15 protein-coding genes and 2 tRNA genes are annotated in these 17,639 nt (G+C 57.5%); 3 read left to right on the top strand and 14 right to left on the bottom strand.

The window, feature by feature from the left end; all coding sequences use genetic code 11:
* Window positions 1-432 precede the first annotated feature (432 nt).
* The 12 genes from AC4PS6_RS00085 to AC4PS6_RS00030 all read right to left on the bottom strand — a co-directional run bounded on the left by AC4PS6_RS00085 (window position 433) and on the right by AC4PS6_RS00030 (window position 12,037).
* Window positions 433-1,347, bottom strand: a complete 915-nt coding sequence (locus AC4PS6_RS00085; protein ID WP_223816864.1) for a polysaccharide deacetylase family protein — start codon at window positions 1,345-1,347, stop codon at window positions 433-435.
* Window positions 1,348-1,385: 38 nt separating this feature from the next.
* Complete coding sequence (locus AC4PS6_RS00080) at window positions 1,386-2,312, bottom strand: ABC transporter permease (protein ID WP_042558387.1); 927 nt, start codon at window positions 2,310-2,312, stop codon at window positions 1,386-1,388.
* Window positions 2,302-3,366 (bottom strand): ABC transporter permease, encoded by a 1,065-nt coding sequence (locus AC4PS6_RS00075; protein ID WP_235378390.1) that lies wholly within the window; start codon window positions 3,364-3,366, stop codon window positions 2,302-2,304. The genes AC4PS6_RS00080 and AC4PS6_RS00075 overlap by 11 nt, the downstream gene beginning before the upstream one ends.
* A 32-nt stretch (window positions 3,367-3,398) precedes the next feature.
* The gene (locus tag AC4PS6_RS00070; RefSeq protein WP_169864296.1) at window positions 3,399-4,916 is read right to left on the bottom strand and encodes an ABC transporter ATP-binding protein; all 1,518 of its coding nucleotides are present in this window, start codon (window positions 4,914-4,916) and stop codon (window positions 3,399-3,401) included.
* Window positions 4,916-5,923 (bottom strand): BMP family protein, encoded by a 1,008-nt coding sequence (locus tag AC4PS6_RS00065; protein ID WP_162184574.1) that lies wholly within the window; start codon window positions 5,921-5,923, stop codon window positions 4,916-4,918. The genes AC4PS6_RS00070 and AC4PS6_RS00065 overlap by 1 nt, the downstream gene beginning before the upstream one ends.
* Before the next feature lie 496 nt (window positions 5,924-6,419).
* Entirely contained in the window at window positions 6,420-7,025 is a 606-nt protein-coding gene (locus AC4PS6_RS00060) for a cupin domain-containing protein (protein WP_042558390.1), read from the bottom strand.
* Between the two features lie 82 nt (window positions 7,026-7,107).
* Window positions 7,108-7,818 (bottom strand): DUF1989 domain-containing protein, encoded by a 711-nt coding sequence (locus AC4PS6_RS00055; RefSeq protein WP_042558391.1) that lies wholly within the window; start codon window positions 7,816-7,818, stop codon window positions 7,108-7,110.
* A gap of 16 nt (window positions 7,819-7,834) precedes the next feature.
* Window positions 7,835-9,067 (bottom strand): M20 family metallo-hydrolase, encoded by a 1,233-nt coding sequence (locus tag AC4PS6_RS00050; RefSeq protein ID WP_042558392.1) that lies wholly within the window; start codon window positions 9,065-9,067, stop codon window positions 7,835-7,837.
* On the bottom strand, window positions 9,064-9,870 hold the full coding sequence (locus tag AC4PS6_RS00045) for an amino acid ABC transporter ATP-binding protein (RefSeq protein ID WP_042558393.1): 807 nt from the start codon (window positions 9,868-9,870) through the stop codon (window positions 9,064-9,066). The genes AC4PS6_RS00050 and AC4PS6_RS00045 overlap by 4 nt, the downstream gene beginning before the upstream one ends.
* Window positions 9,871-9,874: 4 nt before the next feature.
* Entirely contained in the window at window positions 9,875-10,522 is a 648-nt protein-coding gene (locus tag AC4PS6_RS00040) for an amino acid ABC transporter permease (RefSeq protein WP_042558394.1), read from the bottom strand.
* Complete coding sequence (locus AC4PS6_RS00035; protein ID WP_131672230.1) at window positions 10,522-11,181, bottom strand: amino acid ABC transporter permease; 660 nt, start codon at window positions 11,179-11,181, stop codon at window positions 10,522-10,524. Before AC4PS6_RS00035 ends, AC4PS6_RS00040 begins: the two co-directional genes overlap by 1 nt.
* Window positions 11,182-11,188: 7 nt before the next feature.
* Window positions 11,189-12,037: a transporter substrate-binding domain-containing protein gene (locus AC4PS6_RS00030; protein WP_042558395.1), complete on the bottom strand. Its 849-nt coding sequence runs from the start codon at window positions 12,035-12,037 to the stop codon at window positions 11,189-11,191.
* Between the two features lie 979 nt (window positions 12,038-13,016).
* Here AC4PS6_RS00030 and AC4PS6_RS00025 point away from each other — a divergent pair.
* Together AC4PS6_RS00025 and AC4PS6_RS00020 are read left to right on the top strand one after the other, a co-directional pair.
* Window positions 13,017-13,092, top strand: a tRNA-Val gene (locus tag AC4PS6_RS00025).
* Between the two features lie 18 nt (window positions 13,093-13,110).
* Window positions 13,111-13,187: transfer RNA gene (locus AC4PS6_RS00020), tRNA-Asp, on the top strand.
* A gap of 89 nt (window positions 13,188-13,276) precedes the next feature.
* Here AC4PS6_RS00020 and AC4PS6_RS00015 read toward each other — a convergent pair.
* Window positions 13,277-14,410 carry a catalase family protein gene (locus AC4PS6_RS00015; protein WP_014717791.1) on the bottom strand — a complete coding sequence of 378 codons (1,134 nt, stop codon included), beginning with the start codon at window positions 14,408-14,410 and terminating at the stop codon, window positions 13,277-13,279.
* 29 nt (window positions 14,411-14,439) lie between these two features.
* Window positions 14,440-16,248, bottom strand: a complete 1,809-nt coding sequence (locus tag AC4PS6_RS00010) for a di-heme-cytochrome C peroxidase (RefSeq protein ID WP_020301076.1) — start codon at window positions 16,246-16,248, stop codon at window positions 14,440-14,442.
* Window positions 16,249-16,495: 247 nt separating this feature from the next.
* Between AC4PS6_RS00010 and bamJ the strand changes: the two genes are divergently transcribed.
* Window positions 16,496-17,236: a BamJ family beta-barrel-assembly machinery protein gene (gene bamJ / locus AC4PS6_RS00005; RefSeq protein WP_003190133.1), complete on the top strand. Its 741-nt coding sequence runs from the start codon at window positions 16,496-16,498 to the stop codon at window positions 17,234-17,236.
* Window positions 17,237-17,639 lie beyond the last annotated feature (403 nt).

The raw sequence follows: 17,639 nt of genomic DNA, 5'->3' as shown, positions 1-17,639 counted from the left end.
CGGCATCATCTGGTTCTGGGATTGTTAGCAGGTTTTGGCTCTTGATCTTACCCTGCATGTCGGGCCTATGCGTAACGGCCTTTTTGCTTTTTTATTTTGGGCATGGAGCGTCCATTTTGTTACCCATCTGCCATGGCGTCCGTACCAGAAAATGTGATTGGGGTGGTGCTCCGTAATGGCCACTTGTTAAATCGCTGGGCGTAATAGCAGCTTTGTCTAGGTAACCCTCTAATACTCGACGTTGAAGTGCGCTGCTGTGAATTCGACGCGCGGGCATTTTAGTCAATTGCGAATTCTGTCAGTTGTAGTTAACGACTCGTCGCCGAAATGGACATGTGGGTAAGTGAGTTGACTGTGTATTTTTATAGGTTTAAGGAATTGCCTGTGGTGGTCAGGCAGTCGCCTGATGGCGACCGCTAATCAGCGTTTTGGCTAATATTTGTCAAACTTGACGGGGCCGTCGTACGGCGGCATACGCTCCACCCGCAGATTTGCCGACCCTTGGTCATGTACTTGACTTACATGCGCGGCGATTTCTTCCAGCGTGGCGAACCACACTCCACCTTTGGCCTGCATGTATTCAATGAAGCGCACCGCCTCATGCCAGCGGGCGAGGCGGCCGCTTACGAACGGATGCCAGACTGCAACCAGAAGCCCTCCGTGCTCCCACATCGCATCAAACTCGGCCTTGTAAACGGAGATGGCTTCCTGAGGCGAACGGATCGGCATGCTGTAGTCGATGTCGCTCATGTGCACGTACGGCGGCCAGTCATCCATCGCCCAATGGGTCGGTAGCTCTACCAGTTGGCCGGTTTTGCCTTGCAGGATGTACGGGATATCGTCGCCCATCAACGAGGCGTCGTACTTGAAGCCTTCGGCAATCAACAGGTCTGTGGTAGCGGGCGAGAAGTTGTATAGCGGGGCGCGGAAACCTCGGGGTTTCTGGCCTGTGTGGCGTTCGATGATATCGATAGATTTACGCAGCCAGAACAGCTCTTCCTCTTCGCTGATTTCGTTGACGTGCTCATGGATGTAGCCATGGTGTCCGATTTCATGACCGTCCTTGACCATCGCTTCGACCGCGGCCGGATATTGCTCAATGCACCAGGCAGGAACGAAGAATGTCTGTTTCAGACCCAGGTCCCGGTAGGATTGCAGGATTCGCGGTACGCCGACTTTCGGTCCGTATTGCAGGGTTGAAATGGTGCTGACCCGCTTATGGCTGTCTGCGGGGCGATGCAGGTGCAGGAAGCTGTCGGCGTCCATGTCGAAGGTGATCGCCACGGCGCATCGCGCGCCGCCAGGCCACGGAATAGGGTTGTTGATCATGCTTGCAGGTTTGCTCATGTCGGTACCTGTTAAAAACTGAAAGTCGAGGCGAAATGCTATTTGCCACCGCGCTTGAAGTATTCACCTGCGGCGGCCGGAGGCCTGATCTTTCCGGCGAAGATCACCAGTGCGGCAATGGATGCGACATAAGGCAGCACCACGAACAGCTGATAGGGCACATCCGGATGACCAAATTGCAAACGCAGTTGCAGTGCATCGGCCAGGCCGAACAACAGACAGGCAGCTAGTGCGCCCACTGGATTCCATCGACCTAGAATCAATGCCGCCAGGGCAATGAAGCCTTTGCCCGCGCTCATGTGCTCGGTAAACATGAAGACTTGTGACAGCACCAAATAGCAGCCACCCAGTCCGGCGATCACACAAGAGCCCACAACGCTTAAAAAACGAATCCGGAATACGTTCAATCCGGCGCTATCGGCGGCTCTTGGATACTCACCGGTGGCGCGCAGGTTCAGGCCCCACGAAGTGCGGAATAGAAGCCACCAGGCAAGTGGCACCAGGCCGTATAGCAGATAGACAAGTAAATTCTGCTGGAACAGAATATCGCCGATCACCGGGATCGACGCCAGCCCCGGAACAGGCAATGTCGTGAAGCCCGGCAACAATGCTGAAGCAGCTTGCTCGCTGAACGCCATGCGTGCGAAGAAAGAGGTCATGCCAATGACCAGCATGTTGATGGCGATACCCGCAACCATTTGGTTGATTGCCAGGCGCACCGTCATGGTTGCCAATAGCAGTCCGACCAGTCCCGCCGCAAGTAATCCACCCAGCAAACCTCCCCACACGCTTTGCAGGAAAAACGCACCTAGAGCCGCACCGAACGCGCCGCCCAGGACGCTGCCCTCCAGCGCCAGGTTGAACACCCCGGCACGTTCACACCAGATGCCGCCCAATGCCGCGAAAATTAGCGGGACGGCGAGGCGCAGTCCGGTGGCAAGAATATCCAGATAACTAGCGTCCATCGGTCAAACCCTCCGCTGTGTTTTGCTGGTTCGGGATGCTGGCCGTTTTCGCCAACGGGTTATTCCGCTTTTGCAGGTTTAATTTCCAGATCAGCCCGGCGGCGACAAAGATCACGATCAGCCCGCGCAATGCTTCTATCGCTGTCACATCTAGGCCGATGGCGCGTTGCATGTACTGCGCGCCAGTGCTCAGGCCTGCCAGGAAAAACGCCGAAAATGTCGCCAGCAAAGGATTCAGGCTGGCCATAAAGGCAACCACGATGCCGTCGTAGCCATAGCCGGGGCTGAACAGGTGATACAACCGGTATTTGACCCCGAGTACTTCTATCGCCCCCGCCAAGCCAGCGATGGCGCCACCTGCGATCATGCTGCCGATCAGGTTGCGGTTCACGGACATACCAGCGTAGCGCGCGGCTTGCGGGCTTTTGCCTACCGCCGTCATTGAAAAGCCGATGGTGGTGTATTTGAAGACGACAAAGGTCATCAAGCTCAAGAGCGCCGCAATCAGCACACCGATGTGAGTGTCAGTGTCCGACAGCAGCAGAGGCAGCCATAAGTCTTCGCTGATTTCTGCTGAGTAAGGGTAGGGCGCGCCTTCCTGCATCATTGGACCGCCTGCGAAATAGCTGACGATATTGATCGCCACGTAGTTCATCAGCAGCGTCACGATGACTTCATTGATGCCGCGTTTTGCCCTTAGATACCCTGGAATCGAGCCCCACAGGCCACCGCCCAGCATGCCTGCCAGCAGGCACAGCAGCACATGCAGCATCGCAGGCATCTGCGGCAGATACAGCGCGACGGCTGCCGCTGCCAGTCCACCGATATAGATCTGCCCCTCGGCACCGACATTGAGCAGCCCGCAACGCATGGGAATGATCACCGCAAGCCCGGCGAGCAGCATCGGGCACATTTTGACCAGGGTATCGGCCAGGCCGTGATAGTCGAAAAAGGCTCCTTTAAACAACGCTTGATAAGCAGCCATGGGATTTTTGCCAGCCGCTACGATGAGCAGCGAACCCAGGGCAAAGGCTGCAAGCACCGCCCAGACCATTCGCAGGCGATGCAGCCAGCGCCAGACTTCATTCATGACAAAACCTCTTGTGAAGCCGTGCTGGTCATCAGTGAACCAATCAGGTCCGCTGTGGCGTCGGCGCGATTCAGTACACCCGTCAGATGACCTGCGCACATCACGCCAATACGATCAGAAATCGCCATGACTTCTTCCAGCTCCGTCGATATGTAAAGCACCGCTTTGCCCGCTTGCCGCTGTTCGCGCACGACCCCTTGCACGGCTTCGATAGCACCGACATCCAAGCCTTTGCACGGCTGCATGACGATTAGCAGATCAGGGTCGCATTCGACTTCCCGGGCAAAAATCAGCTTTTGCTGGTTGCCTCCTGAGAGGAACCGTACTTGCTGGTCAACCGAGTGCATGCGCACGTCGTATCGGGAGCACCAGTCTTTGGTGATCTCCCGCGCGCGTTTTGTTTTGAGCAGGGCGAAACGCGAAAACGGTGAGCGTCGGTGATCGCGCAGCATGGCGTTTTCCCACAGCGTGAAATCCAGTACCAGCCCGGTGCTGTGGCGATCTTCGGGAACATAGCCGACCCTGAACCGTTTACGGCGGCTGGCGACATCGTGGCCAAGCATCGACTGGCCGCGCATGCAGACTTCCCCGGATTGCGCATGGCGCATTCCGGCGATCGTATCCGCAAGCTCCGCCTGGCCGTTGCCGTCAACGCCGACAATACCCAGCACTTCCCCCGCTCGAATCTCGAAGCTGACAGAATTCAACGCCTGAATGCCGCGATCATTATTGGCCGACAAAGCTCGTACCTTGAGCACAACCGGGCCCTGTACAACCATGGGAAGCTCAACGGGCTGGGCCAATTCACGGCCGACCATCAACCGGGAAATTTCCTGTGGCGTGCTTTCACTGACCTGAGCGTGTCCGACGACATTGCCCCGGCGCAGTACCGTCACCCGATCACAAACCCGAAACACCTCATCGAGCTTGTGCGTGATGAACAACATGGTTTTGCCCATCGAGCGCAGGTTATCCAGAATTTGTAGAAATGCGTCGATCTCGGTAGGGGCCAGAACGCTGGTGGGTTCATCCAGAATCAGCACTTCCACGTCCCGATACAGCGCCTTGAGGATTTCCACCCGCTGACGCATGCCTATCGGAAGTTGCCAGATCAGGCGATCAGGATCGACATTCAGGCCGACCTGAGCGCTCAGTTCTATCAGCTTGCGACGGTGATCAGTGAGTTTCAGCCGCAGGCCGCCCGGCAGGCCGAGGACGACGTTCTCCAGAACGCTCAGGTTATCCACCAGCATGAAATGCTGGTGGATCATGCCAATACCATCGGACAGGGCCTGACGGGGCGAGTCGATTGACAGCTCCCTACCATCAAGGCGAACCACACCGGAGTCCGGTTGGTAAAAGCCGTAGAGGATGTTCATCAGTGTGGTTTTACCCGCACCATTCTCACCCAACAGCGCATGGATACTGCCTTTGCTTACTCCCAGAGTGACGTCCTTCAGGGCCGTGAAGTCGCCGAATCGCTTGCCGATTCCCTCCAGTTGTAAATAGCTCATCAGGGTTTTACCGCCGCCGCGACTGCTGGCTGGCTGGCATTGCGCTGCTTGATGGTCTCGATCAATGCCGCGGCATCGGTCCTGGTCTGCTCGGATACTGCTTTGCCGTAGCTACCGAGGCGGAAGGCTTTGGGCGTTTCAAAGCCGTACACATAAGACTTGCCGCCCAGCGACGAGCTTTGCGCCTGAGTAAGCACCGTCAGCAGCGCACCGCGCATATCTAGCACGGCTGATTGCAGCAGGTTATCCGGCCAGTCACTCAACGCATCGTAGTAAATTCCGAACCCCTGTTTGTTCTCCTGACGGACTGCTTGCAGACTGCCAAGTACAGCGTTATCCATGGTTGGGAACACCACATCGGCTTTCTGCCCAATTAGATTCAAGGCCGCTTCTTTGCCTTTGGCCAGGTCATCCCAGTCGTTGGTCCATGCACTCAGGACCTGGCCCTGTGGTCGGGCGGCCTTGAAGCCTTCGACGAAACCGTCGTTGAGGTCGGAGTACGCTTTGATTTTTTGCGCACCGACAAAACCACCCACTCCGCTCAACGACGTTTTGCCGCCGATGTAGCCAATGACATAACCCATGTCCTTCATATCGAACGCCAGCGTCGAGACATTGCCGCCGCTTTTGGTGCCGTTTACCACCAGGAACTGGGTCTTGCTGTTGCGTTTGGCAACCCGGTCCACTGAATCCTGAAACTCGCCCCCATAACCAATCACCACGTCATAGCCGCGTCGGGCGTAGTCTGCCAAGGCTTGAGCCTGGTCTGGTTGCGGGACCTTTTCGCTGTAGGCCACATCTATCTTCAGTGCGTCGCGTGCCTGAATTACACCCTCATAACCGGACTGGTTGAAGGAACGGTCGGTGATGTTGCCGGCTAGCACAATGGCAACTTTCAACGGATCCGCAGCCACTGTCCCCGCGTAGGCACACGAGAAGGAGAGGGTGGTTATCGCTGCAATGCGAGCGAGCAAAGTGAAGCGAGTCGTGACGCTGGATTGGGTCATACGGTCCCCTGATTATAGTGGCTTACATTTAATTCAAGTTACTTGAATAATGTGAAAGCAATGTTCATGCCTGATTCGGAGGCACGATCTATTGCCCTGTAGCACCACAAAACCAAGGTCTTTCGCCAACCTGAATTGCGCCGGATTGAGGCGTCTGGGCGTAGGCTGCACTAATAGAAGACGGTGGCAGGATATTTATTCAAGGTGCTTGATGAATATTGTTGGTTCTGACGTTAAAGGCGCGTTGAGGGCGTTGTGGCCGGATGATTTGTCACCGATCCTGACATCGCCTACAGCACCGCAAATGCAACACCTGTATGAGCCAACGGCGTTGCGAGGCGGCGTGCTGACACTACTTTGCCAAAAAGGCTGCGCTCCCGATTTTCTCTGCAGATATGCATTTCAAATCAGAGCGGCGCATGTTGCGGGGTGGTGGGCGCTGCTGTCAGCGGCGGTGTCGACGAGGCGGACGTTGCCAAGTACCGAAAGCAGTTTGTTAGAAGGTAGCGGGCGTGTTGATCCAAAGTATGCGAACGACACTCTTGGTCGAGTTGCGATAGCCATGGGGTACGTTGCTGGGGAAGTGAAAGGAGTCGCCAGCATTCAGCGTGTAGGTGGTCTCGCCGAGAGTCAGGTCGAGGCTTCCCTCGATCACGTAACCCATCTCTTCACCAGCATGCTCGATCATGTCGCTGACCATGCCAGGGGAAACGATATGAATATCGCCTTGCAGCAGCCCGCCTTTTTGCAGATGGGTGATGCGTTCCAGATCGATATAGCCCTTGGCGGTGCCTTGTGCGAAACGACTCACTTGTCGACCGCCGGCGCGCAGCACGGGCTCTTCAGACTCCCAGTCTTCGGATGTCAGCTCGGACACGTTGCTGCCTAGCGCGAGTGCCAGGCGGTGCAGCATGGCCAGTGAAGGCGATGCGGCGTCGTTTTCCAGCTTGGAAATCAGGCTTTCGGAGCAGTTGGCAGCCTGGGCAACTTGCTTGAGAGTTAAGCCTGCCACCTTACGCGCATGGCGAAGGCGAACGCTCAAACTCGGCAGGGCATCGGAATGCTGGGATTTGGCTACTGGCGTTTTGCTGGGTGTGGACATGCATCCCTCGAAAAGTTTGTACGAAGTGAGCGACAGGCATCCTAGGGTTACGGGAGCCTGTCGTCTACTGGGGTACTGAAGATCAGCCGTGAACCGAGAAGGTAACTTCCACCGGGTTAAGGTCATTGATAGGCACAATGTCCTGAGGGCAGGCTGACATCACCACGATAACGTCCATGTCTGCACGGATTTCAACGTAGTCCCCGGCTGTGGATACCGGCGGCAGCCATTCAACAGTGTAATCAGGCTTGACCGGAATGTTCATCCACAGATTGAAAGGCTGCGGAACTTCATGGGAGCGCAGACCAATAGCCTGCAAGGCCAGACGCATGTTATCCGCGCAGCTGTCGTGATAACCCTCGACTCCCAGGTTGGTGTAGCGGTGCAGGTCACACGCAGCCATCAAGGTGTCGTGAATGCCGGGTGAGGTGTCGGTCAACAAGGTACCGATCGTGCGGCGGCGGTTACTGAACAGCGCGTCGCCAGTCTTGGGAATGATGCTGTTGCAATGCGCGCGAGCATGTTCCATCGATAGGAATTCGCTCATGTCTTCGCTGTTGAACAACCAGGTGTCACATACCTGGGTGCCGTGAGTGTTGACGATTTTGATGACCTGGCCAGCTTTCAGGCGGACGGCGCGGCCACAACGGGCAGGCACTGTGTAACTTTCGCCCAGGACTGGAGTGCCATCGGCCGAGATCGGTTCTTTCAACGTGGCGTTGATGCCCAGCGAGGAGCCATTGTCGGGCTGGCAGCAGGCCGGATAGTCGTGGCTATGGGTAATATTGGTCATATGAGTTCCTATGGGTTCAGGGTTGTTCTGCAAGTGCAACCAGGCTCCAGGCCAATGCCTGGGCGCCTGCTTTCAATTGCGCGGGATCTGTGAATTCCTTCGGGTTGTGGCTTATGCCGTCCCGGCTGGGTACAAAAAGCATTGCTGTCGGACAGTGCCCGGCCAGATACATGGCGTCGTGGAAGGCGCCAGAACGTATCGATTGCCAAGTCAGTCCTGTGGCGTCGCAGGCGTTCTCCAACACATTGATGACCTGATGATCGAACGCGGTCGGGCTGTGGCTGAACAGGCTGGTCAGTTCGGCGTCGGCAGGCAGGCAGGCACTGAGGGCATTATCGAAGGCTTCGAGTACAGCCGGATCGGCGTGGCGGAAGTCGATGCTGAAGGTTGCTTCACCGGCAATCGTGTTGATTGCATTGGGCGAGACGTTCCAGCGTCCGAATGTCAGGCGCTTGTCGTCACCGGCAAGTTGTTCGGCCAGCGCGTCGATGCGGCCGAGGGATTCCATGGCGAGCAACAACGCATCGCGCCGCATGTGCGTCGGCGTGGTTCCTGCGTGTGCCGAAGCACCCTTGCAGCGCACTTGATACCAGCGCACGCCCTGAATACCCGAAACCACTCCCAGCGGGACATTGGCTTGCTCCAATATCGGGCCTTGCTCAATGTGCAACTCGACAAAGGCGTGTGTGGCGATTTTTTCGCGCTGTGGCAGTTCGGCAAAGCGCAGGGCGTGAGCGTCCAGTGCCTCTCCTACCGAGATACCCGCAGCGTCAAGGTTGTTTCGATAAGTCTCCAGTCGCGCCGGGTCTACGTAGGCGCTGGAGCCCATCGCTCCTGGACTGAAGCGGCTGCCTTCTTCGTTAGTCCAGACCACCACTTCGATCGGGCGACGGGTGCTGACGTTGAGTTCTGCCAACGCATACAGACATTCAAGCCCGGCCATCACCCCGTAACAGCCGTCAAGCTTCCCGCCTGTGGGTTGGGTGTCGACGTGGCTCCCGGTCATCACTGGCGTTAAGTCCTCACGGCCTTCGCGGCGTATGAACAGGTTGGCGCTGGCGTCGGTCCACACTTTGCAGTCCAGTTTTCGGGCTTCTTCAATCAGCCAGGCGCGGGCCAGGAAGTCTTCTTCGGACAACGCCTGACGGTTCATTCCGCCATCGATGCCGGGCCCGAAGGTTGCCAGGGTCTCCAACAAACGCTGCAGTCGTTCCGATGAAACGGCCTGCATCACTTGATCGGCAATCATGGGGTCACCTGCACGCGTGGAGTGAGGCTGCGGTTAAACCAGGGGCTGAGAAACTGCTGTAAGCGTTCCGTCTTTGGTGCCTGAAACAGTGCCTGCGGAGTACCGGTTTCAATAATTTTTCCTGCTTCCATAAACACTACCTGACTGGATATCTGTGCAGCGAAGCTCATTTCATGGGTCACCATCACCATGGTCATGCCATCGTTCGCAAGGCTGCGAATGACCTGCAGTACTTCCTCGACCAATTCCGGGTCCAGCGCCGAGGTCGGTTCGTCGAGCAGCATCAACCGCGGTTTTACTGCCAGTGCCCGGGCAATGCCGACGCGTTGCTGCTGTCCGCCGGAGAGGCGAGCGGGGTACGCATCCGCCTTGGCGCTCAGGCCGACCCGTGCCAGTGCCTGATCAGCCAGGTTGCGCGCCTCGGCCTTGGCGATTTTCTTGCCGAGTACCAAAGGCGCCATGACGTTGTCGCGCACGGTCATGTGCGGCCACAGATTGAATTGCTGGAACACCATGGACAGCGGGTTGCGCACCTCATCGATCTTGGCTTCGCTGTCGCGGTCGGCTTCACGTCTGCCCGGTCCGCTATAGCCCAGCAGTTGACCATCGATCCATATCTCTCCCTCGTCATAGCGCTCAAGGAAATTCATACAGCGCAGGGCGGTGGTTTTTCCTGATCCTGAAGGCCCGATCAAAGACACGATTTCACCGGCTTGTACGCTCAGGTCAAACTCACTGAGCACACGGTGCGAGCCATAGGATTTGCCAACGCCACGCAAGTTGAGAAGCGGAAGGGTATTCATCTGTTCAGCCTCGTAGATGGCGTGTCATGCGCCGCCCCAGTGCGCTGGCTACAGCTGCGACCGACGAGGTCAGCAGCCAGTAGCTCAACACCAGCAGGGCATACGGCAATACGTAGGAAAAGGTGGTGGATACGATGCGTCCGGCAGTCATGGTCAGTTCTGGCACGGTAATAATCGAGGTGACGGCGCTTTCCTTGATGGTCAGGATCACCTGATTGCCCAATAGCGGGAGGGCGAATGCCAGCGCTTGCGGCGCTTGTATGTGCCAGAACACCCGGCTGCGCGAAATGCCATGCACCCGCGCTGCTTCTACTTGACCGTTGGGCACACTGGCCCAGGCAGAGCGGAACAGCTCAGCAAAATAAGCAGCGCTGTATAAGGCCAGCGAGAGGATGCTTGCCTCGACGGCTTCCAGCCGTAGACCGATGACTGGCAGCCCGAAATAAATAATCGCGAGTTGGGCGAGAAAAGGTGTTCCGCGAATAAGCCACACGTAAACGCGATAGATCGCTACAAATCCTGGGGCCGCCATGCGCAAGGCGTTGATCCCGAATCCCAGCAGTAAGCCCATGGCAGCGGCAGTCAGGCTAATACCCAGCGTGACAAGCAGTGCATTGGCGAAATCCGGGAGATAACTCAATAATTCTTGCATCACTTGAGCTCCTTCCAGCGACGTTCCAGCAGGCTGCCGAGCACGCTCAACAGGCTTGTCAGCACGAGATAAAACAAGCCCGCCACCAGATACACCTCAAGCGGGCGGTAAGTCTGCGAAACCAGCTGCTGGCTGACGCGCATCAAATCAGTGATGGAAATGACCGAAACCACGGCTGAAACCTTGATCACATCGATCAACTCGGAGATCAGCGCGGGTGAGGTGAGGCGCAACACTTGTGGCAGTTGGATATGAAAAAGCGTGTTGTATTTGCCGATGGCAAACACGGCCGCCGCTTCCATCTGGCCCTTGGGGATTGCGGCGAAACCGCTGCTCAGAATCTGCGACTGATAAGCCGCCGTGTTCAGCGCTAGGGCTACAGCAGCAGCCACCATGGGTGGCACATCCAGGCCCAGGGCTGATGGGAGATAGAACAGAAGCAGCAGCTGCGCCAGCATGGGCGTGCCACGAAAGAAACTGACATACACCCGGGTGAATGCTCTGCCGGCAGGGCTGCGACCATTGGCAATCAGATGAATTACTACGCCGAGAATGAAACCCAGCAGCATGCCGATGGCGCACAACCACAATGTGGTTGTTGCACCGTCGATCAAGGCAGGCCAATAGAGCGCGAGACGGCTGCTGAAATCATTCATCATCAGCGGCTCAGATGCTCGGTACTGGCATGGCATCAGCAGGCAAGTCCATGGTGAAACCAAACCACTTATCTTGCAGCGTCTTTAAGGTGCCATCTTTTCCTGCACGGGCAATGCCCTCGCTAAATAGCTTCACCAGGCTTGCGCTGTCAGCATCCTTGCGACCGACCCAGCCGAAATACGTCACTGGACCCACCATCTCCGGCAGCGTTGTGAAAAGCCCCGGACGAGCTTTCATCAATGGGCCTAGGTTGGAAAGCGACTGTGCCACGCCATCGAGACGACCATTGGCCAGATCCGCATAAGCTTCATCGAAGCTCACATACTCTTTGATCCGCTTGAGGCCCGGTTGGCCTTCAGCTTTGAGCTTGGTGTCCAGTGCTTGTAGCACTGCCAGCTGGCCGGAACCTGCCTGAGAGCCAATCACCCGACCGTTCAAGTCGGTCAATGCCTTGATATTGTTATCGTCGGCGCGCTTGAGCAATGCAACGGTGGACTCGGCAATGGGGACGGTAAAGGCGAATTGCTCAAAACGCGCTTTATTGACTGTCACTGATGTCACGACGAAGTCGAATTTACGGGTATCCAAGCCTGGCAAAATCCCCTGGAACGGTAGATCGAGCTGGCGCACCTTAACGCCGGGCAAGTCAGCATCCAGTACGTAATGCATCAGGTCTGCGCCATAGCCGACAATCTTGCCATTTTCTACCGACTCGAACGGCGCGAAACGCGCCTCGGTGGCAACGACTATCTCGTTTTTCTGCTTGATGCGCTGCAGCAAATCGTCTGCGTGCGCTAGAGAAATACTGCACAGCGTGACGAGCGACAGCGAGAGTGCTTTTAGAGTGAAACGCGTCATTGGTATTCCCCTTGAATTCCTCAAATTGTTATTCAAGTAACTTGAATATTAATACAAGAGCATGAAGCGTGCCAGGAGGTAGCTTGCGCGAATAGGGGCGTAGGAGAGGATGGGAAGTCGGGAGAGGTGCGCTAATTGCGTGCGATAGCAGGTGTTACGCATTGATGTGGTGCGCAGTGTGTGGGTGGTGTCTGTAGTGCTTGGATGTGCCGACGCTGCTCGGGTGCTTGTTCGTGGGGCGGGGGAAAAAACGCAGTGCTTACATATGTCCTAACGAGTAACTATTCAGAGCTCGAAAGCAGTCGGTCACTAATGGCAGCTTTGGTCAGCTTGAACGCCTTGGCACGCTTTGCAGGGTTGGCGAGAGCCGGAAGTTTGAACTCTGAGACGGCAGGCTACGATTGCGAGGCATTCGATTGAAACCGAACGCATGATCATTGACCTACAGTGATTAGCACGGAATGTCCGCAATTGGCCGATTTCTGGCTTTAGTCAACTGCTTTACGTAGAGCCGCAGCAACGGTAATGGGCAATGCTACATCTGGCTGGGATCAGTCGACCACTACATAGCGACTGGGTTCCGGCTCCGAGGTTTTGACGTTACCAAGACGTATCAGGTGCTCGCGAACGTCAAGCTGGTCCAAAGTAATCTATTCGGGCCATTCAGAGAGTCGCTGAGCATCGTAATTCCCAACTTAAAATAATGAGTACATAATCAAGTCCATCAGCGGTATGCTGAGCGACAGAAAGCTGAAGCTTTCAATGATTTAGAGGATGAGTTATGATCCCGTCCGCTGCGCCATATTCGGTCACCTGGAACGCTGAACGCCAGGTAGCCAAAGAAAGCCCGCTCATCGAGCGGGCTTTTTTCTGTCCGAAATATGGCAAAAAATCGTGCGCTAAACTTTTTTTAAATAAATTGCATTTAAATCAAGACATTACGATTTTTTGGTGTATGATGCGCCCACACCGAAACGAAGGGTGATTAGCTCAGCTGGGAGAGCATCTGCCTTACAAGCAGAGGGTCGGCGGTTCGATCCCGTCATCACCCACCATTCGCTTCAGTGTTACGCGCAGCGGTAGTTCAGTCGGTTAGAATACCGGCCTGTCACGCCGGGGGTCGCGGGTTCGAGTCCCGTCCGCTGCGCCATATTCGGTCACCTGGAACGCTGAACGCCAGGTAGCCATAAGAAACCCGCTCATTGAGCGGGTTTTTTTTCGCCTGCGATTTAACGCACCTTACGGCGCGTTGCGGCTGTGGCGGTAATCGCTCACGGCTTCGTACACCGCTTTGCGCAGCCGATTGATGCCGCCGATGGGGCGGTGCGCTTCCAAACCGAACCAGGGGTTGAACGACTGATTATCGCACGCCAGGTTCTGCGCCGGCGTGTCGAAGTCCTGGGCGGGAATCCTGACCTTGGCCACCGTTTCATACGGCGCGTCGCTTTCCTTCCACTCGATGCTGGTGTCTTCGATGGGCATGAAGGCCTGCGGGTTTTGCCGCTGGATCTGCAGCACAAAACACGCGTCTACGCGGTCGGTGGACAGTTGCTGGTTGAGCGCGCTGCGCAGGAAGTTGGGCAGGTCCTGGTTCTGTTTGGGCAACACATAATCCGGGCAGCTTTGCGGGTCGGGCGCCACGCGAAACTTGGCGTTGGCCGCGCCAAACTTATAAGGCGACACTGAAAAGTAAGTCGTCTGCGTCGGGCTGGCCGGGGCGGGCGCCAGGGTTGCCAGGGCGATAAACAAGTGACGCACTTGCCAGCTGCGCGGATCGAGCTTGGGAAAGAACGCCAGGACCTTCTTGCCATCCGCTTGCGCACCGATGTTCTGCGCGTATTCCGCGACATCGCTGACAAAGAAGTTCGGATGGCTGAACATCACGAAATCCTGCTCGGTGCGCGCTTGCTGGTCGGCCATCAGTTGCTTGCCCGGCACATCCAACAGCTTGATCGCCAAGCCGCGGGCATCGCGGATGCTATCGAATTGCGGGTAGGCGTTGCCGTTGGACAGGCGCATCGTCGCCTGCCAGGTCTTGCCCGGCTCGGCGAACACACCCTGGCGCAAGGCCGGGTCGAGATCCGCCAGAACGCTGACCTCGGCTTTCACGCACCCATGGGCCTTGGCATGGGCATCACGCAGGTAGCGAGTGCCTTCGCGATGCTGGTCAACGATGCGCACGGCGGTCTGGATGATGCCTTGGGTCATCGCCGCCTCACCCGGCGGGATCTGTTCCTTCACCGACACCGGGCCCCTGTGCTGCCAGGCGAACCAGGCCGTGGCCAACACCCAGCCCAGCAGGCCCAGGCCCAGCAGCCACAGCAGGGTTTTGCCCACAAAGGCGCCAAGGCGCAGCCAGAGACGAGCAAGCATGGAGCGGTCCTTGTTTTGCGATCGGATAATCATGGCAGTTGTTGCTCCAGCGGGCCGCCCAGCACTTTGAGGTATTCGAGCAGCGCCCAGCGTTCCTGCGGCAGCAGGCCACGGCCGATAACGCCATTGCCACGTTCGCCGGCACGGAATTCGTGGCCGCTGTTGTGGTTGCCGGTGACTCTGGTATCGAACAGGAAGGCGTTCTTGAAGGCGGTGGTCTCAAACCCCAGGTGACGCGGGTCGTAGTTGAAGGTGCCTTTATAGAAAGTGGTGCTGCGTTCGTCCTGGGGCGAGAGCAGTTGGTAGATCGTCGGCACCGAACCGTTGTGCAGGAACGGTGGGGTGGCCCATACGCCTGCCAGTGGCCGCGCCTTGTAGGCACGCAACTCGCGTACGCCGATGGGCAGGCCGAACCCGTCCAGGCCCGGGCGCTCGGCCGGGGTCACGCCCGCCGCACGGTAGGCATGCTCTTCGACGAAGGCGGTGACATAGGCCAGGCCTTGGGCCACCGACATTTTTTTCAGGTCCAGCGGCGCGGTGGGGGTGGGGTGCAGTTCGACATTGAGCCGGGCCAGTTCGGCCGGGTCCCATTGCAGCGCGCTGAGGTCATAGCGTTGGTCGGCAATGTTGTTGGCTGTGCCGGGGTCGGTGCCGATGTAGTCCACCGGCAGCATTTTCAACTGCTGCACCGGTCGGCCGTTTTCTTCGGTAACGGTGGGCAGGTGGCAGCCGGCGCAGTTCTCGGCAAAGAGTGCGCGGCCCTGGGCGGCGAGGGGTTTGTCGATGGCACCGAACAAGTCTTGCGGCCAGGTCGGCGGCTTGAGCCGTTGCAGGGTTTCTTCGATCAGGTGCAGGTCGCGCACCCGTACGCTGGACGGGTAGCGGGCATCGCCCTTGAGCGGTTGCCCGGCTGCGTCGAAGAACGCCAGAGTCGCGCCTACGCCAAGGGCTTCGCCGATGTTGCGCGCCATGGGCTGCTGTGCCGAGCCATTCCACTGCACCCAGTCGAAGGTCCAGATATCCCACAGCTGCGGGTAGTCAACCGGCGCATTGGCGACGCGATAATTGTCGGGGGAAATGGCGTCGCCAAAACTGGCGTTGGCGATGCGTCCAAAGGCGTCAGTACGGCCCGGACCTTCTTCGGTGGGGTAAAGGCCACGGTGGGTGTCATTCCAGGCGACTTTGAGGAACTGGTTCAGCGATTGCTTGAAGTCCTTGCGCAGTTGATCGCGCTGGGTATCGTACTGATCCCCCAGCACCTTGTGAGCAAAGCGCTCAAACTTCCATGGGTTGTAATAGGTAGCGGCCAGGCTCGCGACCAGGGCCTGGCCGAAACTGCCACCGCGCAACGTGGGAACGCTGGAGGGCAGTACGTGTTGCGCCGAGCCACCGTCGATGCGCAGGGCCTGGCCCTTGTAGTGCAATTCGCCGGTGTGGCAGGCCGCACAGGTGATATCCAGGTACTGAGCCCTGCTGTCGGCGTTCTGGTGCCGGGCGAACCCTACTGGCAGGTTGCCAGGGTTTTGCGCGGTGGGCGTCTGCTTGGGGTCGACCAGGAAGCCAAAGCGCGCCAGGTACTCCGGCGCGGCAAAGCGTTGCTCGGAAAACGGCAGTTCCAGGGCGGTGAACCAGTCGTAGTGCAGGCCTTTTACTTGGGTGCCCTGGGGCGTGAAGTAGTAGGTCTGGCGGTCGTCGGCACTCCATTGCTCCTGGTAGTGCACCTGCTTTACTGGCACGTAGTCCGGCAGCTTGGGGTTGAGGGTGTAGTAGAGCACCACGGCCAGAATCAGGCCCAGTGCGATCAGTATCAGGAGTAAAACACGGGAAAAAATGCGCAAGATAACTATCCTTGTCGAATTGTCGCGTTGTTATGCCACTGCGCCACAGGTGCGGCAAGTAGCAATTGGCCCGCTATCAGGCGGTCCCGCGATCCGTCGCGGGGCCCCATGATAAATGGAAATGCTTTTAAACACGTGAACTTATCAGAAGTTTCCTGCTCACATGCCGGTAGCCATTGGTCGTGGCCGCCTGATAAGCTCGCGACTTTATTCGAATGCCCTTATGGCGCATGAACAAGGAAATAGCATGAAACAGCATCGGTTGGCGGCGGCGGTGGCCCTGGTTAGCCTGGTACTTGCGGGTTGTGATTCGCAGACCAGCGTAGAGCTGAAAACCCCGGCGCAGAAAGCTTCCTACGGCATCGGCCTGAACATGGGCAAGAGCCTTGCCCAAGAAGGCATGGACGACCTGGACTCCAAAGCTGTTGCCCAGGGCATCGAAGATGCCGTCGGCAAGAAAGAGCAGAAGCTCAAGGACGATGAGCTGGTTGAAGCGTTTGCCGCACTGCAAAAGCGTGCTGAAGAGCGCATGACCAAAATGAGCGAAGAGTCGGCAGCCGCTGGCAAGAAATTCCTCGAAGACAACGCCAAGAAAGACGGTGTCGTCACCACCGCTTCCGGCCTGCAGTACAAGATCGTGAAGAAGGCCGACGGCGCCCAGCCTAAGCCGACCGACGTGGTGACTGTTCACTACACCGGCAAGCTCACCAACGGCACTACCTTTGACAGCTCCGTAGATCGCGGTAGCCCGATCGACCTGCCGGTCAGCGGCGTGATCCCGGGTTGGGTCGAAGGCCTGCAACTGATGCACGTTGGCGAGAAGGTCGAGCTGTACATCCCGTCCGACCTGGCCTACGGCGCCCAGAGCCCGAGCCCGGCGATCCCGGCCAACTCGGTGCTGGTATTCGACCTGGAACTGCTGGCCATCAAGGATCCAGCCAAGGCAGAAGCGGCTGACGCACCTGCTGCACCAGCCGCCAAGAAGTAATCGGCGCCTGAACACACAACGCCCCGTCTCGACGGGGCGTTGTTGTTTCGGGTGTGTATCAAAGGATGCAAAAATCTTCTGTGGGCGCTGGCTTGTCGGGTTGCCGCATCGCTGTGATGACCGCCAGACGCTCAGCACTCCAAATGTGGGAGCTGGCTTGCCTGCGATGACGGCCTGCCAGCCTACACCTACTAACTGACACACCACGATCAACCTGTGGGAGCGGGCTTGCTCGCGAAGGCGGCCTGGCAGTCAACATAGTTGGATTGTGTACATATCCATTGCTGCGGTAACGGCCACATAGGGTTCCGCCCTGACGGCGGCTCACTTTGCAAGAGCGGCAAAGTAAGCAAAACGCTCTTGCCCCACCACTCGGCACCTCGCCTAGGCTCGGTGTGCCCGT

The organism is Pseudomonas sp. DW-iso17, from assembly GCF_058725345.1.
The sequence above is the reverse complement of the archived record's forward strand: the minus strand, read 5'-3'. Positions and strand labels throughout refer to the sequence as shown.

What these genes read in the sequence shown, in the direction of transcription:
- AC4PS6_RS00085 (WP_223816864.1), bottom strand. Translation starts at nt 1,347, where the DNA reads ATGAGCAAACCTGCAAGCATGATCAACAACCCTATTCCGTGGCCTGGC.
- AC4PS6_RS00080 (WP_042558387.1), bottom strand. Translation starts at nt 2,312, where the DNA reads ATGGACGCTAGTTATCTGGATATTCTTGCCACCGGACTGCGCCTCGCC.
- AC4PS6_RS00040 (WP_042558394.1), bottom strand. Translation starts at nt 10,522, where the DNA reads ATGCAAGAATTATTGAGTTATCTCCCGGATTTCGCCAATGCACTGCTT.
- AC4PS6_RS00075 (WP_235378390.1), bottom strand. Translation starts at nt 3,366, where the DNA reads ATGGTCTGGGCGGTGCTTGCAGCCTTTGCCCTGGGTTCGCTGCTCATC.
- AC4PS6_RS00060 (WP_042558390.1), bottom strand. Translation starts at nt 7,025, where the DNA reads ATGTCCACACCCAGCAAAACGCCAGTAGCCAAATCCCAGCATTCCGAT.
- AC4PS6_RS00065 (WP_162184574.1), bottom strand. Translation starts at nt 5,923, where the DNA reads ATGACCCAATCCAGCGTCACGACTCGCTTCACTTTGCTCGCTCGCATT.
- AC4PS6_RS00050 (WP_042558392.1), bottom strand. Translation starts at nt 9,067, where the DNA reads ATGATTGCCGATCAAGTGATGCAGGCCGTTTCATCGGAACGACTGCAG.
- bamJ (WP_003190133.1), top strand. Translation starts at nt 16,496, where the DNA reads ATGAAACAGCATCGGTTGGCGGCGGCGGTGGCCCTGGTTAGCCTGGTA.
- AC4PS6_RS00030 (WP_042558395.1), bottom strand. Translation starts at nt 12,037, where the DNA reads ATGACGCGTTTCACTCTAAAAGCACTCTCGCTGTCGCTCGTCACGCTG.
- AC4PS6_RS00015 (WP_014717791.1), bottom strand. Translation starts at nt 14,410, where the DNA reads ATGCTTGCTCGTCTCTGGCTGCGCCTTGGCGCCTTTGTGGGCAAAACC.
- AC4PS6_RS00035 (WP_131672230.1), bottom strand. Translation starts at nt 11,181, where the DNA reads ATGATGAATGATTTCAGCAGCCGTCTCGCGCTCTATTGGCCTGCCTTG.
- AC4PS6_RS00055 (WP_042558391.1), bottom strand. Translation starts at nt 7,818, where the DNA reads ATGACCAATATTACCCATAGCCACGACTATCCGGCCTGCTGCCAGCCC.
- AC4PS6_RS00045 (WP_042558393.1), bottom strand. Translation starts at nt 9,870, where the DNA reads ATGAATACCCTTCCGCTTCTCAACTTGCGTGGCGTTGGCAAATCCTAT.
- AC4PS6_RS00070 (WP_169864296.1), bottom strand. Translation starts at nt 4,916, where the DNA reads ATGAGCTATTTACAACTGGAGGGAATCGGCAAGCGATTCGGCGACTTC.